Raw genomic sequence first — 15,073 nt, 5'->3', positions numbered from 1 at the left:
GCGCCGGGGAGGTGGTGGCGCCGTGACGGGCGGTGCCCCGCGCGTCGTGCTCGCCGAGGACCTGTTCCTGCTGCGGGACGGGCTGGTGCGGCTGCTGGAGGCGTACGGCTTCGAGATCGCGGCCGCCGTCGACACCGGCCCCGGGCTGACCCGCGCCCTGGCGGAGGAGGTCCCGGACGTGGCGGTGGTGGACGTACGGCTACCGCCGACCTTCTCCGACGAGGGCCTGCAGTGCGCGCTGGCTGCGCGGCGCGCCCGCCCGGGGCTGCCGGTGCTGGTGCTCTCCCAGCACGTGGAGCAGCTCTACGCGCGCGAACTGCTCGCCGACGGCTCCGGCGGCGTCGGGTACCTGCTCAAGGACCGGGTGTTCGACGCGGAGCAGTTCGTGGACGCGGTGCGGCGGGTGGCCTCGGGCGGCACGGCCATGGACCCGCAGGTGATCCGGCAGCTGCTGTCCCGGCGCGAACGGGACGAGGGCCCGGTGGGCAGGCTGACGCCGCGGGAGCGCGAGGTGATGGAACTCGTCGCCCAGGGCCGCTCCAACGCCGCGATCGCCGCCCAGCTGGTCATCACCGAGCGGGCGGTCGGCAAGCACACCTCCCAGATCTTCGCCAAGCTCGGCCTGCCGCCCTCCGACGACGACAACCGCCGCGTCCTGGCGGTCCTCGCCCACCTGGACCGGGGCAAGTCCCCTCCCAGACCCTGACGCCCTGTCAGAACACGCGCCCGGTACCGCTTAGTCTGGGGGACATGACCACCACACCGACCACTGGTGCGCGCCGCAGGATGGGCGTCGAGGAGCGGCGGCAGCAACTGATCGCCGTCGCCCTGGAGCTGTTCAGCAGCCGCGCGCCGGAGGACGTGTCCATCGACGACATCGCGAACGCCGCCGGAATCTCGCGGCCGCTGGTGTACCACTACTTCCCCGGCAAGCAGAGCCTCTACCAGGCGGCCGTGCGGATCGCGGCGGAGGAGCTCGCGGGCCGGTTCAGCGAGCCGCACGAGGGCCCGCTGAGCGGACGCCTGCTGCGCGTGATGCGCCGGTACTTCGACTTCGTCGCCGACCACGGCCCCGGCTTCTCCGCGCTGCTGCGCGGCGGCACGGCTGTGGGCTCGCCGCAGACGGGCGCGGTCATCGACGAGGTGCGGCAGGCCGCGTACGAGCAGGTGCTCTCGCATCTGGGCATCGAGTCGCCCGGCCCGCGCCTGTCGCTCGTGGTGCGCTCCTGGGTGGGGCTGGCCGAGACCACCGCGCTGACCTGGCTGGACGGGCGGGAGGTGCCGCGCCGTGAGCTGGAGGTGCAGTTGGTGCACGACTTCATGGCGCTGGCGGCCGTGACCGCCGTGCACGACGAGGAGACGGCGGCCGTCGTGCGGCGCGTCGTGGGGCAGGAGCCGACGGACGGCCCGCTCTCCGACCTGGTGGCCGGGCTCCTCGCCCTCCTGCCCCACCCCACCGAAGCCCCGCGCGGGCCGTAGGCCGAGGACCCCGCTAAGACCTGTCCGGCCCGTCCGACGCGTCCGAGGTGTCCCGGCCGGAGGCGAAGGCGAGGATCTCGCGGACCGCTGTGCGCAGGGTGGCGAAGTGACGGTGCACGCCGTCCACCGCCGCCGCGGCGTTGACACCCCACACCGTCATCCCGGCGTCCAGCCCGGACCGCACGCCCGACGGGGCGTCCTCGATCACGAGGCAGTCCTCCGGAGCGGCCCCGAGGAGCGCGGCCGCCCGCAGGTACGGCACGGGCGACGGCTTGCCCTCCTCGACGGCGGCCGCGTCCACGAGGACCTCCGGCACCCGCAGGCCGGTCCGCGCGAAGCGCCCGCGGACCCGGTGCGCGTAGTTCGAGGTGACCACGGCCCAGGTCCCGGGGCGGAGGCCGTCCAGGAGTTCCGCGGCGCCGTCGAAGGCCGTGTACGTCCCGGTCCGGACGTCCTCGTCCTCCAGCTCGTGCAGCAGGGCCAGGCACTGCTGCGGATCACGGCCCGGAGCGACCTCCGCGAAGGTCTCCAGCGGTCTCGTCCGCAGCGCCACCCGGTAGACCTCGTCGCCGTCCAGCCCGTGCCGCCTCGACCAGGTGCGCCACACACGCCGCTGGTTGTCCACGGCGTCGATCAATGTGCCGTCGACGTCGAGCAGGACGTACTTCACGGCCACTCCACTCACCACTCTCCGCTGATGCCTCGCCGGGGCGGCTCCAGCGGGAGCCGCCCCGGTGAGGAAGGACACCGGACGCGGCCCTCAGCGGGCGGCGAACACCGCGACCGTACGTCCCGGCACCTCGAACGTGCCCGTCCCGGCGTCGAACTCCGCCGACTTCACGACCTCGTCCGAGCCGCGGGCCTGGGCGGGGTGCAGGGCGAAGCCGCCGTCCTGCCAGCCGTCGTCGGCGACCCGCCGGCGCTCGGGTGTCGCGTTGAGGACGACGACCAGGTCGCCGACCTCCATCGCGATCACCCCGGCGACCTGCCGGTCCGTCCCGGACAGCGGGAAGGAGACGCGTTCCTGCACCTGCGCGGCCGTCCCCAGCGAGAAGGCGTCCTCACCGGCGCGGATGCGCAGCAGGTCGCGGTACGCGCCCGACGCCCCACGGATCTCCTCGCACCCCGGCGTCAGCGCGTCCCGGGTGAGCAGCGGCTTCGCGTACGGCCACTTGTCCTCGTTGTCCCACGCGGGGGGCAGCCCGCGGCCGAAGCCGTTGCCGTCGCGGCAGTCCCAGTGGATGGCGTTGAACCAGTCGCCGGAGTCGTAGGAGTTGCGGTCCAGCGACTTGGAGCGCAGCAGGTCGGTCCCGGCCTGGCTCAGCGCCGGTCCCTGCGAGAGTGCCGCGGTCGCCATCGCGAGGACCTGCATGCGGGCCCGTTCCCCGGCCGTCGTGTCCTTCGGCAGCTTGTAGGCGAGCGCGTCGTAGAGACTCTCGTTGTCGTGCGCGTCCGCGTAGGCGAGCGCGTCGCCGGGGGCGTCGGCGTACCCGGCGGGCGAACCGTTGTAGTCGACCTCGGCTCCGGTGACCCGCTTCCCGCCCGAGTCGGTGAACGCGTAGTCCGCGAGGTTGCCGGTGAGCCCGACCTTGATCAGGTCCTGGTAGTGCAGCAGGCGCTGCTTCTGCTCCTCCCGGGTGCCGTTGTTCTCCGAGTCGTTGGGGTCGGTGTAGAGGCCGGAGGCGAAGCCCTGCACGCCGGGGTCCTCGTCGAACGGGCCGCCGCCGCGCACCGCGTCCCGTGCCCGGTCGGAGAAGGTGGCGATGCCGGTGCCGGCCATGTGCTTCTGCGTGGCCTGCGTGAACCGGGCGTCGTCCGCGACCTCGCCGAAGTTCCAGCCCTCGCCGTAGAGGATGATCGACGACCCGTCGACGCCGTCCTTCGCCGGCGTCAGCTCGTTCAGCGCCTCGCGCACCGCGACCATGTTCGCCTTCGGGTGGTGGCCCATCAGGTCGAAGCGGAAGCCGTCGATCTTGTACTCCTTGGCCCAGGTGACGACGGAGTCGACGACGAGCTTGCCCATCATGGTGTGCTCGGGCGCGGTGTTGGCGCAGCAGGTGGACGTGGCCACGGTGCCGTCGGCCAGCAGCCGCTGGTAGTAGCCGGGAACGATGCGGTCGAGCACCGACTTCCCGTCCTGCCCGGCGGCGTAGGTGTGGTTGTAGACCACGTCCTGCACGACGCGCAGGCCCGCGTCGTTGAGTCCCTGCACCATGCGCCGGTACTCGCGGGTGCGCTGCGGCCCGTCCGTCCGGGTGGCGTACGAGCCCTCGGGCACGGTGTAGTGCAGCGGGTCGTAGCCCCAGTTGTACGCGTCCTCGCCCCGCACCGCGCCGACGCATTCCTGCTGCTTCGCCGAGTCGGCGGGCAGCGCGGCCAGGTCGCAGTCGGGTTCCTTCTGGTCGCCGCGCCGCTCCGGCGTGGAGGCGAGGTCGTAGGTGGGCAGCAGGTGCACGTAGGAGGTGCCGGCCTTCGCCAGCTTCCGCAGGTGCCGCATGCCGTCGGAGTCCTCGTCGGTGAAGGCCAGGTACTTCCCCGGGTGGCGGTTGGTGTCGTCGGCGACGGAGAAGTCGCGGACGTGCAGTTCCTGGATCTGCGCGTCACGCAGCGGCGTGGCAGCCGGCTTGTCCAGCTGCCCCCAGCCCTCCGGCTTCAGCTTCCGGTCCGACAGGTCGACGACCAGGCTCCGCTTCGAGTCGGTCGTCAGCGCCGTCGCGTACGGGTCGGTGACCTTGTTGGTGACGAGCTTCTGCACCGTCGGCGCCCACACCTCGACGACGTACCGGTACGGCTTCCCCTCCCAGGTCCGGTCGCCGCGCACGCTCCACACGCCGGTGGCGTCGTCGCGCCGCATCCGCACCGTGCGGCCGTCCAGCTCCAGCGAGACCGTGCGCGCGGTGGGGGCCCACACCGACAGCGTGGGGCGTCCCCGGCCGTCGAAGACCGGGCCCAGCTCGGCGTCCTCGGCCCGCGCGCCGTACAGGTCGTCCAGCACGCCGGGGAGTTGCACGCCGGTGGCGGCCAGCAGGGCGCCGTTCTTCGCCCGTTGGGTGGCGACGAGCTGGCTGCGGGTCGCCTCGCGCACCCGGTCGCGGTCGCGCAGGTCGATGCGGAAGGCGGTGTGGTCCTTCAGGTGCGGGTACTGCGCGCGCTGCTCCTCGGTCAGCCCGCCCTCGACCGGGGTGAGCCGGATCCACCGGCCCTCGCGGGTGAGCGCGCCGTCCTCGATCCCGATGCGGCCCTTCGGGTCGAAGACGAGCTGCTCGCTGGTGGCGCCGCTGGCCTCGACGTTCCAGGCGACGGTGTCGCGGTCGATCCACTGCGCCTCGGCCTTGGTGAGGTCGAGGTCGGGTGCGCTGCCGCCGGCGGGGAGCAGGTAGCCGTCCTTGCCGCTGAGCTTCCACGCGACGCGGCCGTGGGTGGCGAAGTCGAGGGACTGGTCGGCGGCCTGATCCTTCTGGTCGCCCTTGTGCAGGATGTAGCTCAGTGATCCCGCGCCCTCGGCGAGCGGCACCTCGAAGGTGACGCCGAACGCGTCGCGGCCGGTGGGCTGCAGCGGCTCGGCCCAGTCGGTGGGGTCGGCGGCACCGGTCCAGGTGTGCAGGCCCCAGCCGTCGTAGTCGCCGTCGGGGCGGTGGTAGTGGACGACGGCGGTGTTCTCGTCCTGCGGCGGGTACGCGCCGTCGGGCGCCTCGGGCAGCGTCTCGTCGCCGCCCTGCCGCACCCACACCTCGCCGGTGCGGCCCAGGTCGATGCTGCGCTCCCCGCCGTCGGCCGTGCCGTCCTTCTCGATGCGGAAGTCGACGGCGCTCTCGCCGTCCGCGACGGGGACCCAGGCGAACGCGCCGTAGGCGTCCCGTCCGCTGAAGGGCGCGGTGCGCTCCCCCGCGGTGAGCTGCCAGCCGTCGTAGTCGCCGTCGGGCCGCTGGTAGTGGACGACCGCCCAGTCGCGTTCCAGTGCGGACGGCGGCTGTTCGGCGGGCGGCTGCCCGGCGGCGCTGCCGGCCGTGTCGGAGGCGAGGCGGCCCTGCCGGTCCACGGCGACGGCCTTGTAGCGCAGCGGCGTTCCGGCGGCGACGTCGTCGCCGACGTGCTGGGTGACGCGGTACGGCGCGTGGTCGGCGGTGCCGAGGGTGCGCCACGTCCCGTCGCCGGTCTGGGCGGCGAAGACGACGCGGGCGAGGGGGCCGCCGTCCACGTCGGCGCTCAGCTCGACGGTGCCGGTGGCGCCGTCCTCGGGGGCGGTGAGGGTGACGGACGGCCCGTCCTCCGGCTCCGGCACCGGCTGCGCGGCACGCAGCACCCGGGCGGACAGCGGGGGCACGGTGACCTTCACCGTGCCGTCGGCCTGGCTGGTGACGGACTTGCCCTCGCCGTGGAGGGTGCGGAAGCCGGTGCCGGGCGAGGCGGTGTCGAGGGTGACGGTCCGCTTCTCCTCGGCGTTGTTGACGGCGACCAGGTACTCGCGGGCCGGTGCGTCCTGCTCGGCGGGGAAGCGGGAGAAGGCGTACACGCCGGGGCCGTCGGCCGCGTGCCGTTCGACCTGCACGCCGTCGCGCAGCGCCGGGTGCTGCGTGGTGAGCTTCGAGAGCCGGGCGACGGCGCGGTACAGCGGGTGGCGGGTGTCGTAGGCGTCCTCGGCGTGGGTGCGGTCGGTGCCGAGCTGGTCGTCGTCGAGGTAGTCGGGGGTCCTCGAGGCGAAGAGGGTCTGGCGGGCGTCCTTGTCGCCGCCGGCGCCGGTGAAGCCCTGCTCGTCGCCGTAGTAGAGCACCGGGTTGCCGCGGCTGAGGAACATCAGCTCGTGGGCGAGGGCGTCGCGGCGCAGCAGTTCGGCCTCGTCCGCGTCGGGGTTGTCCTGGCGGACGAAGGCGCCGATGCGGCCCATGTCGTGGTTGCCGAGGAAGGTGACCTGCTCGTAGGCGTTGGCCTTGCCGGTGGTGTAGCGGTGGTCCTGCGCGAACACCTCGGCCAGCTTCTGCGCGGAGCCGCCCTGGGAGGCGAAGCCGCGGGCGGCGTCCTGGAAGGGGAAGTCGAGGGTGGAGTCCAGCCGGCCCTGCGTCACGTACGGCGCGGTGGTCTTCACGTCGGAGGAGTAGACCTCGCCGAACATGAAGAAGTCGTCACGCCCCTTCTTCGCGGCGTACCGGTCCAGGGCGGTGGCCCACTGCGACCAGAAGTCCATGTCGACGTGCTTGACGGTGTCGATGCGGAAGCCGTCGATGTCGAAGTCGCGGACCCACCGCTGGTAGATCCGCTCCATGCCCCGCACGACCTCGGGCCGTTCGGTCCACAGGTCGTCGAGCCCCGCGAAGTCGCCGTACTCGCTGGACTCGCCGGCGAACGTGGAGTCGCCGCGGTTGTGGTACATCGCCGGGTCGTTGAGCCACGACGGCACCTTGACGTCCCGCTCCGCCTCCGGCACGACGGGCGTACGCGGGAAGGAGCCCTCGTCCACCTTCGGGAAGCGCTTCCCGCCCGCGTGGTCGGCGTCGTCGAACGGTTTGCCGTCCTTCGCCAGGTAGGGGAAGGCGCCCTTGGACAGGTAGTCGTAGGACGCCGGCTCGTAGCCGACGACGTCGGCGGTGTGGTTGGTGATGACGTCGAAGAAGACCTTCATGCCTTTGGCATGGGCCGCTTCGATCAGCGTCTCGAGCTGTGCGTTGGTGCCGAAGTGCGGGTCGACCTGCGTGAAGTCGGTGATCCAGTAGCCGTGGTAGCCGGCGCTGGCGTTCTTCCCCTCGCCCTGCACCGGCTTGTTCTTGAAGATCGGCGCCATCCAGATGGCCGTCGTCCCGAGGTCCTCGATGTAGTCGAGCCGGTCGATGATGCCCTGAAGGTCGCCGCCCTGGTAGAAGCCCTTGTCCGTCGGGTCGAAGCCGGTCCGGAGGCGTCCGCCGGTCAGGCCGCCCTCGTCGTTGCCGGTGTCGCCGTTGGCGAAGCGGTCCGGCAGCACGAAGTAGAACTGCTCGCGGGTGAGGTCGTGCCGCGTCGCCTCGGCGGCGAGCTTCTTGTCGGACGGCGGTGGTGGCGCCTTCTTCGCCGCCGCGGGCGCGGCGGCGGTGACGAGCGTGGTCAGAACGGCGGCCGCTATGCCCGCGGCCACCCCTCTGCGCGCGGAGGAACCGAGCACGGTGGCTCTCCTTCAGGGGCGGTGGAGAAAAGTGAGGGTGGAGGAGGGGGAGGGTGAGTGGCGGGAACGGGCCGCCCGGCAGCGGGGTTCGGAGTGTGCCGGGCGGCCCGGGTGGTGCGGTCCCGCCTCAGAGCGATCGGAGCGGGAGTGCGGCGCTCAGCAGGAGCGGGCGCCGGTGTGCAGGGCGAGCGCCGCGTTCGCGCCGAGGGTGGCGCTGAACCGGCCCTCGCCGTCCACGTTCACGGTGGTGCCGCTCTGCACGTCGCAGTACGTGCCGCCGGGCAGCGCGCTGTCGTAGGTGCGGGTGGTGGAGGAGCCCTCGTGGTTGATCACGACGTAGCCCTTGCCGCCGCGCCCGAAGGCGATGTGGTCGTTGCCGTTGTCCCACCAGCCGGTGACCGGTTCACCGCGGGTGGTGTTGCGGAAGGCGACCATCGACTCGATCTCCGGCCAGGCGTGCTGGCACTTCCAGCCTCCCTGCCAGCAGGCGTCCACCCGGCCGCCGTTGGGCGGTCCGGCGTCCTTGTTCGACCACTCGTAGCCGGAGTTGACGTCCGGGGAGCCGTACGGCCACGCCAGCATGAACACGTTGGCGAGGGTGTAGTTCGCGCCGCTCTTGTAGTTGAGCGTCTCGCCGTTGCGCTCGGTGTCGTGGTTGTCGACGAACACCCCCGCCCTGCCGCTGCCCAGGTAGCCCCAGCCCTCGCCGAAGTTGTCGAGGTAGGCCAGCTTCTCGTTCTCGAAGACCCGCTTGAGGTCCCGGCCGTACTGGAACTCCTGCACGTCGCCGACGCCCAGGTACTCCTCCGGCGTGACCGGCTCGCCGGCCGCCCGGATGACCTCCTGCTTGAGGTACACCCCGGAGTCGCTGAGCCGGCTCTTGATGTTCGCCAGGTCGCCGGCGGGGATGTGCTTGGCGGCGTCGACGCGGAAGCCGTCCACACCGAGCGACAGCAGGTCGTTCAGGTAGCCGGCGATCCGGCCGCGCACGTAGCCCTCGCCGGTGTCCAGGTCCGCGAGGCCGAGCAGTTCGCAGTGCTGCACCTGGTACCGGTCGCCGTAGTTGCTGATGTCGTCCCGGCAGTCGTCCATGTCCGCGCCGGAGTAGGTGCCGGGGTAGTCGTAGTGCGTGTACGACGAGCCGCCGGTGCCGGTTCCGGAGCCGGCGGTCATGTGGTTGATCACGGCGTCCACGACGACCTTGACGCCCGCGCCGTGGCAGGTGTTCACCATGTCCCGGAACTGCTGGCGGTTGCCGAGCCGTCCGGCGATCTCGTAGCTGACCGGCTGGTACGACGTCCACCACTGGCCGCCCTGGATGTGCTCCTGCGGCGGCGAGACCTGCACGTACCCGTAGCCGGCCGGGCCGAGGGTGTTCGTGCACTCGCGGGCGATGGAGTCGAAGTCCCACTCGAAGAGGACGGCGGTGACGTCCTTGCCTCCGGGCGGGGCGGCCTGTGCGGTGGGGGTGGGCGCGACGGTCAGCAGTCCCGCGACGGTCGCGACCGACGCGAGTGCGGCCCCCGTGGTCCTTCTCCTGGCCACAATGCCTCCTTGGGGGTGGGCTGGGGGTCCCTCCCGGGGCCGGGGGCCCTGGGGAGGGTGGGTGTGCCGCCCCGCCGGGCCACGCGCCGCTGCCCGCAAGGCGGTTGAAGCTGCCGGTGTGAACCGGCCCGGCCGGCCGGGCGCGTGGGCCCGATGCGGTGGGCCCCGGCCGACCGGACCGGACGGGAAGGAACGTAACAGCTTGCTGAAACTTGCGGAAGACCTTGCGCGCCGTTTGCGTGCACCCGCCCGGCACCGGCGCTTGACCTGAACCAAAGGTGAACTTCTACGTTCGTCCCAGAGCCGCCGGGACCGACCTGCGGCGCCCGGAGAGGGAGCTTCGCCATGCCCGAGGACACCACCGCCGTCGAGATTCCCGAGCAGTACCACTACGCCGTGGTCCCGCACATCATGGTCGACGACGCCGCCGCCGCGATCGACTTCTACCGGCGGGCGTTCGGCGCCCGCGAGGACTTCCGGGTCGACGCCCCGGGCGGCGGGATCCTGCATGCCGAGATCACCGTCGGACGGTCGGCGCTGATGCTGGGCGACGCCAGCGTGGACGAGGCGGAGGCCGGCCGCTTCGCCTCCCCCGCCGCCCTGGGCGGAGGAACCTCCGTCACGCTGCACGTCTTCGTACCGGACGTCGACGGCCTGGCGGAGCGCGCCGAGGCCGCCGGCGCCGAGATCCTCCAGCCCCCGACGGACATGTTCCACGGCGACCGCACCGTCATCCTCAAGGACCCCCAGGGCCACATGTGGGTCTTCCTCACCCACCTGGAGGGCGTCCCGGAGGAGGAGCTGCGGCGTCGCCTGGCCGCTGCCGCCGACTAGGCTTCCGGCCGTGGACGACGACGCACGGGGACTGAGCGTCAGGCCGGGGTACGCGGCCGACGCGGGCGCCGTACTCGGCATGCTGGACGCCGCCGTGGCCTGGATGAACGCACGCGGCAACACCCAGCAGTGGGGCACGACCCCGTACTCGCAGCGCTCCGACGGGCCGGCCCGGGTCGAGCGGTATCTCACGGAGAACACGCCGTACGTCGCCGAGCTCGGCGGGGCGCCGGCCGGTGTGCTGATCCTGGACGGCGGCCCCAGCCCGCAGCTGCCGATCGCGCCGGCCGCGGAGCCCGAGCGGTACGTACGGCTGCTGGCCTCCGACCGCCGGTACGCCGGTTCGGGTATCGGCGCGGCGCTGCTCGCCCACGCCGCCGAGGAGACCCGGCGGGCGGGCGTGGGGCTGCTGCGGGTCGACTGCTGGGCGGGTGGCGGGGGCGCACTGGTCGCGTTCTACGAGCGCAACGGCTTCACACCGACCGGCCGTTTCACCTCCGGTTCCTGGCCCGGGTGCGTCCTGGCCCGCCGCGTCGGCTGACCGACGGGACTCTCGATGATCTCGGAGAGCACCGAACCCGCCCGCAGGAGGGCAAGGGTGCGCCGGGCGAGCGCGCCGACCCGGGCGGCGAGCGCCGTCAGGGGGTCCTCCACCTCCCGCAGCTTCCGGATCGCGTGCATCGTCTGCCGGACCTCGGGGACGCCGTAGCCGGCCGCTCGGAGGGCGGCGACGATGCGGGCTTCGCGCACCACCGGCACCGGGTAGCGGCGCGCGGTGCCCGCACGCGTGCCGACCCGTTCCGGCGTGAGGAGTTCCGCCTTCTCCCAGAACCGGAGGGTCGAGGCGGGGACGCCGAGGGCGACGGCCAGCTCCCTGATCGTCATCGCGTCCCCGGCGGCGGGTTCCGCGTCCGTCGACCCCTCGGCGCGGATCAGGAGCAGCGCCTCCTGCGCGGCCAGGGCGTCGTCCCGCTCCCGGGCGAGCGCGAGGTGGAAGGAGCTCACCAGCGCCGCCGCACGGTCGACGGGCAACGAGCGGATCTCACGCAGGGCCCGGCGTGCCGGTACGGGGCCGACCGCGGTGGCCAGGTCCCGGTAGGCGCGCAGGTCGCGCACATGGTGCTCCGCGAACAGGCGGTAGCCGTTCGCCGCGCGGGAGGCCGGGGCGATGACGCCCAGCCGTTCCAGGTCCCGGACCTGCTGCGGGGAGTACCCCGAGCGCCGCGCCACCGCGGTCGTGCCCAGGCGTCCGGCCGCCGTGTCCGCCCCGGTCATCGGCAACCCTCCACACGCACTTCAACCTCACACTTCACGCATGAGTATGGAGCAGATCCTCGACACCGTCCGCGCCTTCGACGGCGTTCTCGAACTCGCGCCCACCGAGGGCAGCGGATACCCCGAGCCCGCCTGGGGCGACCACTTCTTCTTCTACGCCCCTGACGGCGAGGTGCCGCAACGGGTGCAGCCCTACGCCACCGTCGTGACCAAGGACTCCCCCGGCGACACGCTGTCGGACCTCGACCCGCCGGACCGCCGGCGGCTGAACATCCACGTGGGCAGGACGACCGTCACCGCGCTCACCGGACACGCCCCGGGCGGCCGGACGCCGCCGGCCCGGGACTTCCGCACGACCGACACGCTCCACCCGCACCCGGTCTACGGCGCCCAGGGGTGGGTGGCCGTGGTCAACCCGGGACCGCGGACCACGCCCACCGTCCTCGCCCTGCTGAGGGAGGCCCACGAGAACGCCCGCCGCCGCGCCACCCGCCGCTCGGCACCGGGCGCCGGGTAGGCGCCGGGAGAAGACGGCAGTTCGTGGCGACGGACGCGCCTACCCACTCGCGGGCCGGTCATCCGCGGTGCGGCCCACCTGCTGGCGGAAGTCCTGGAAGCCGTCGGCGCCCGGTGTCGGCACCCGGCGCGGGGGCTCACCATGCAGTACGGCACACAGAACGGAACGATCGGTTCCGGCGGAACGGAGAGGTGGCCCGCATGCAGCGGTGGAAGGTCCCGATGCAGATCGCGGTGGGGGTGCTGCTGGTCGCGATGACCGTCGCGGTGCTGCTCACCACGCCGCTGGACAGCATCGCGGCGAAGGGCGCGCTGGCCGGCATCGCCATGGGTTTCGCGGGACTGATCTTCGGCGTCTACTACGACCGCAAGCAGGCCGCCGCCCGCGCCCGGGAGGAGTGACCCGGCGGGCGCCCCGCCGCACGGCGGGGCGCGGCCGGCTCAGCGCGGCAGGTCCAGTTCGGCGGCGACCGTCTTACCCACCGGCACCCGGTCCAGCACCTCCCACCGGTCGGCCAGGGCCTCGACGAGGTGCAGGCCGCGCCCCCGCTCGGCGTGCGGCTTCAGGGCGGGAAGGTCGCCCGGTGGCGGCGGCCGTCGCTCGTCCCGCGCGTCGGTCACCTCGATGCGCAGCGTGCCGCAGGCCAGCAGGAGCCGCAGCTCGAAGTCCCGCCCGGGAACGCGGCCGTGCGTGACGGCGTTCGCCGCCAGCTCCGCCACGAGCAGCGCAGCGGCGTCGGACACGGCGGTGCCGTGCGGGTGGTCCCAGCGCTCCAGCTGATGCAGCGCCAGGTGCCGCGCGAGCCGCGCACCGAACCGTGTGGAGCTGAACCGCTGCGTGAAAAGGCGCACGGCGCCGGTGCCCTCGGGGGCGGAGGTCGATCGCATGAACCCACCCTGACCTGCACGGACGCCCGTTATCCAGCCTGGGTCCGCGTACTGCGGGCCGTCGTACGCGGCACCACGGCGCCACGTACGCGTGCCCCTCAGTCGGCCACGATCCCCCGGGCCGCGAGGAGTTCGACGGCGTCCGGCACCGACACGATCGCGCAGTCCTCCACGCCCTCGACGCGCCGGAGGTTCGGCAGCAGGTCCAGGTCGTCCAGTGAGCGGACGTCGAACAGGTCGTCCTCTCCGTCCCAGACGGGCGCGCACTCCTGGTAGACCTCCAGCCCACCGTCGACGCACAGCTCCTCGACCTTCGCCAGCAGGTCGTCCGGGATCTCCAGCTCCGCGAAGTACGCCCGCGACTCCTCCAGCACCGTGAACGCGAGGTCGTTGTCGAACGCCCAGCCCTGCACGTCCGTGACGCCGCGCTCCCGCATGCGGTCGGCGATCCGGAACTGCGGCGTGAGCAGTTCCCGCCGGTACATGAGCTGCTCGACGACCAGCAGCTTGAAGTTGAAGTCGCGGAAGACGGCCATGCGCAGAGCATCCCACGGGCGCCTGCATGCCCGGTCGGCAGCCCCACGGCGTGCGCGTACGCGCCGGGAGCGTACGCGCACCAACGGCTGCGGTACGCGTTAGGCAGTGTGACGATCCGTCAGGCGGGTGGGTACTGCGGGAGGTGGCCGGAATGGGCGAGAGCAGGAACGGCAAGGACAACGCGGGCGGCGAACCGGAGGCTTCCGACAGCCTCCGCACCTTCGGCGCGGTCGTCCAGGCGCTCCGCGAGCACGCGGGCCTGACCCGCGACGAGTTCGCCTGCCTGGTGCGGTACTCGCGCCACACGGTGGCCTCCGTCGAACAGGGCCGCCGCATGCCGGACGCCTCGTTCGTCGAGCAGGCGGAAGAAGCACTGGGCAACACGGGCGTGCTCCGCAAGGCCGCGCAGCACCTCTCCCGCCAGCCCGGCCTGGCGAGTTGGTTCCGCCAATGGGCGCGCCTGGAAGCCGAAGCCATCAGCCTCTACACCTACGAGTGCCGCCTGATCCCCGGCCTCCTCCAGACCGAGGCGTACGCGCGCACGCTGTTCACTCATCAGTTGCCCCCACTTGGGGATGCCCAGATCGAAGCACAGCTGGCCGCCCGCACCGAGCGACAACGGCTGCTGTGGGAGCGGCCCCACACCACGTTCAGCTTCATCCTCGAACAGCAGGTGTTCACGCGCCGAACCGGTGGTGCGACTGTCACACGTGACGCCATCGACCGGGTGCTTGAAGCCTCGCTACTACGCAACGTCGAGGTACAGCTCATGCCTGAGATCTGTGAAACACACGCAGGTCTCGATGGCCCCATCCAGCTCCTCGAGTCACCGGACAACCGCTGGTACGCCTACGGCGAGGGCCAGCGTGGCGGGATCCTGCACTCCGACTCCAGGGAGGTCAGCATTCTGCAGAGCAGGTATGCCAGGATGCGTTCGCAGGCCCTGACGCTCGATGATTCCCGGGGCCTGTTGCAGCAGATGCGAGGAGAGCCATGACTGCGTCCGAACTGCCGTGGTTCAAGAGCAGCTACAGCGGAAGCTCTGGCGACGACTGCGTCGAAGTGGCCCTGTCCTGGCGCAAGTCCAGCCACAGCAGCGGCGGTGACGGCGACTGCATCGAGGTGGCGACGTGCGCCACCACCGTGCACGTACGCGACTCCAAGGACCCCCACGGCCCACAGCTCGCGCTCTCCCCCACCACATGGCGTTCCTTCCTCCTCCTCACCGCGCAGGACGGATGACGCCACCGACCGCCCCGGTAGCCGAGTCCTGGGCGCGCATCGACGCATGGCTCGCTGCCAACGCGCCGGCCGCGCTGGCGCGGCTCCGCCCCGGCGCGGCACCGGCCGCGCTCGCCGCCGCCGAGCGGGCGCTCGGCATGGCGCTGCCCGCCGACCTCGCCGCCTCGCTCGCCTGTCACGACGGCAGCGAACCGGGCTCGGGCGTCCTGCCGTTCCGCGCGGACCTGCTGTCGGCCGAGGGGGTGGTGGAGCAGTGGGAACTGTGGAACGAGGTCTCCACCGAGGAGGACGAGGGCGAGGAGGCCTGGGGCGTCGTCGCGGGGCAGCGCCACTGGCATCGCCTGTGGGTGCCGGTCACGCACTTCCAGGGCGACCTGGAATGCCTCGACATGCGACCCGGCCCCGGCCGGGGACGCATGGGCCTGGTCCCGCACGACGGCCCGGGCACGTTCGACGAGGCCGCCGCCTGGCCTTCCCTCGGCGCCTACCTGGAGACGTTCGCCGACGTGCTCACGACCGGCCGCATGCCGGACCCGCCCCCGTTCGACCAGCCGCACGCCACCCCCACCGGCGAACTCGGCTGGGGCCGACCCACCGGTTCTTCGGCTCCGTCATGAAGCGCGGCGC

Annotated in this window: 15 protein-coding genes; 9 read left to right on the top strand and 6 right to left on the bottom strand. The window is 72.5% G+C overall.

Annotated features, from left to right (window positions below):
- The first annotated feature begins 22 nt into the window (after positions 1-22).
- Complete coding sequence (locus RM572_RS12585; protein ID WP_311673401.1) at positions 23-706, top strand: response regulator transcription factor; 684 nt, start codon at positions 23-25, stop codon at positions 704-706.
- A gap of 44 nt (positions 707-750) precedes the next feature.
- Positions 751-1,479 (top strand): TetR/AcrR family transcriptional regulator, encoded by a 729-nt coding sequence (locus RM572_RS12580; RefSeq protein ID WP_311673400.1) that lies wholly within the window; start codon positions 751-753, stop codon positions 1,477-1,479.
- 13 nt (positions 1,480-1,492) lie between these two features.
- Here RM572_RS12580 and RM572_RS12575 read toward each other — a convergent pair whose 3' ends face one another.
- The 3 genes from RM572_RS12575 to RM572_RS12565 all read right to left on the bottom strand — a co-directional run bounded on the left by RM572_RS12575 (position 1,493) and on the right by RM572_RS12565 (position 9,154).
- Complete coding sequence (locus tag RM572_RS12575) at positions 1,493-2,149, bottom strand: HAD-IA family hydrolase (RefSeq protein ID WP_311673399.1); 657 nt, start codon at positions 2,147-2,149, stop codon at positions 1,493-1,495.
- A gap of 90 nt (positions 2,150-2,239) precedes the next feature.
- Complete coding sequence (pulA, locus tag RM572_RS12570) at positions 2,240-7,609, bottom strand: pullulanase-type alpha-1,6-glucosidase (RefSeq protein ID WP_311673398.1); 5,370 nt, start codon at positions 7,607-7,609, stop codon at positions 2,240-2,242.
- Positions 7,610-7,765: 156 nt separating this feature from the next.
- Complete coding sequence (locus RM572_RS12565; RefSeq protein WP_394813589.1) at positions 7,766-9,154, bottom strand: alpha-amylase; 1,389 nt, start codon at positions 9,152-9,154, stop codon at positions 7,766-7,768.
- 345 nt (positions 9,155-9,499) lie between these two features.
- Between RM572_RS12565 and RM572_RS12560 the strand changes: the two genes are divergently transcribed.
- Entirely contained in the window at positions 9,500-9,988 is a 489-nt protein-coding gene (locus RM572_RS12560) for a VOC family protein (RefSeq protein WP_311673397.1), read from the top strand.
- A 79-nt stretch (positions 9,989-10,067) separates the two neighbouring features.
- Positions 10,068-10,529 carry a GNAT family N-acetyltransferase gene (locus tag RM572_RS12555; protein WP_394813595.1) on the top strand — a complete coding sequence of 154 codons (462 nt, stop codon included), beginning with the start codon at positions 10,068-10,070 and terminating at the stop codon, positions 10,527-10,529.
- Here the strand turns inward: RM572_RS12555 and RM572_RS12550 are convergent.
- A complete protein-coding gene (locus tag RM572_RS12550) occupies positions 10,445-11,263 on the bottom strand; it encodes a MerR family transcriptional regulator (RefSeq protein ID WP_311673395.1) in 819 nt (272 codons plus the stop codon). The genes RM572_RS12555 and RM572_RS12550 overlap by 85 nt on opposite strands.
- Before the next feature lie 46 nt (positions 11,264-11,309).
- Here RM572_RS12550 and RM572_RS12545 point away from each other — a divergent pair, with 46 nt between their 5' ends.
- Together RM572_RS12545 and RM572_RS12540 are read left to right on the top strand one after the other, a co-directional pair.
- Positions 11,310-11,780 (top strand): DUF6194 family protein, encoded by a 471-nt coding sequence (locus RM572_RS12545; protein ID WP_311673455.1) that lies wholly within the window; start codon positions 11,310-11,312, stop codon positions 11,778-11,780.
- Positions 11,781-11,980: 200 nt separating this feature from the next.
- Complete coding sequence (locus RM572_RS12540) at positions 11,981-12,181, top strand: hypothetical protein (RefSeq protein WP_311673394.1); 201 nt, start codon at positions 11,981-11,983, stop codon at positions 12,179-12,181.
- Between the two features lie 39 nt (positions 12,182-12,220).
- On the opposite strand, the gene RM572_RS12535 is transcribed toward RM572_RS12540, so the two are convergent.
- Positions 12,221-12,667, bottom strand: coding sequence for an ATP-binding protein (locus tag RM572_RS12535; RefSeq protein ID WP_311673393.1), 447 nt, complete (start codon positions 12,665-12,667; stop codon positions 12,221-12,223).
- Positions 12,668-12,765: 98 nt separating this feature from the next.
- Positions 12,766-13,203: a DUF6892 domain-containing protein gene (locus RM572_RS12530; protein WP_311673392.1), complete on the bottom strand. Its 438-nt coding sequence runs from the start codon at positions 13,201-13,203 to the stop codon at positions 12,766-12,768.
- Positions 13,204-13,355: 152 nt separating this feature from the next.
- Here RM572_RS12530 and RM572_RS12525 point away from each other — a divergent pair, with 152 nt between their 5' ends.
- The 3 genes from RM572_RS12525 to RM572_RS12515 are packed head-to-tail and all read left to right on the top strand — an operon-like array spanning position 13,356 to position 15,063.
- Complete coding sequence (locus tag RM572_RS12525) at positions 13,356-14,201, top strand: helix-turn-helix domain-containing protein (protein WP_311673391.1); 846 nt, start codon at positions 13,356-13,358, stop codon at positions 14,199-14,201.
- A complete protein-coding gene (locus RM572_RS12520; RefSeq protein WP_311673390.1) occupies positions 14,198-14,446 on the top strand; it encodes a DUF397 domain-containing protein in 249 nt (82 codons plus the stop codon). The genes RM572_RS12525 and RM572_RS12520 overlap by 4 nt, the downstream gene beginning before the upstream one ends.
- Positions 14,443-15,063 carry an SMI1/KNR4 family protein gene (locus tag RM572_RS12515; protein WP_311673389.1) on the top strand — a complete coding sequence of 207 codons (621 nt, stop codon included), beginning with the start codon at positions 14,443-14,445 and terminating at the stop codon, positions 15,061-15,063. The genes RM572_RS12520 and RM572_RS12515 overlap by 4 nt, the downstream gene beginning before the upstream one ends.
- Positions 15,064-15,073 lie beyond the last annotated feature (10 nt).

Origin of the sequence: Streptomyces hazeniae (assembly GCF_031845485.1) — a bacterium.
Classification (GTDB): Bacteria; Actinomycetota; Actinomycetes; order Streptomycetales; family Streptomycetaceae; genus Streptomyces; species Streptomyces hazeniae.
This window is presented reverse-complemented; position numbering and strand designations above follow the sequence as displayed.

Excerpts from the sequence above, each read along its gene's own strand:
- RM572_RS12520 (WP_311673390.1), top strand. The coding sequence starts at position 14,198 with ATGACTGCGTCCGAACTGCCGTGGTTCAAGAGCAGCTACAGCGGAAGC.
- RM572_RS12560 (WP_311673397.1), top strand. The coding sequence starts at position 9,500 with ATGCCCGAGGACACCACCGCCGTCGAGATTCCCGAGCAGTACCACTAC.
- RM572_RS12530 (WP_311673392.1), bottom strand. The coding sequence starts at position 13,203 with ATGGCCGTCTTCCGCGACTTCAACTTCAAGCTGCTGGTCGTCGAGCAG.
- RM572_RS12535 (WP_311673393.1), bottom strand. The coding sequence starts at position 12,667 with ATGCGATCGACCTCCGCCCCCGAGGGCACCGGCGCCGTGCGCCTTTTC.
- RM572_RS12525 (WP_311673391.1), top strand. The coding sequence starts at position 13,356 with ATGGGCGAGAGCAGGAACGGCAAGGACAACGCGGGCGGCGAACCGGAG.
- RM572_RS12545 (WP_311673455.1), top strand. The coding sequence starts at position 11,310 with ATGGAGCAGATCCTCGACACCGTCCGCGCCTTCGACGGCGTTCTCGAA.
- RM572_RS12555 (WP_394813595.1), top strand. The coding sequence starts at position 10,068 with ATGCTGGACGCCGCCGTGGCCTGGATGAACGCACGCGGCAACACCCAG.
- RM572_RS12550 (WP_311673395.1), bottom strand. The coding sequence starts at position 11,263 with ATGACCGGGGCGGACACGGCGGCCGGACGCCTGGGCACGACCGCGGTG.
- RM572_RS12515 (WP_311673389.1), top strand. The coding sequence starts at position 14,443 with ATGACGCCACCGACCGCCCCGGTAGCCGAGTCCTGGGCGCGCATCGAC.
- RM572_RS12580 (WP_311673400.1), top strand. The coding sequence starts at position 751 with ATGACCACCACACCGACCACTGGTGCGCGCCGCAGGATGGGCGTCGAG.
- RM572_RS12540 (WP_311673394.1), top strand. The coding sequence starts at position 11,981 with ATGCAGCGGTGGAAGGTCCCGATGCAGATCGCGGTGGGGGTGCTGCTG.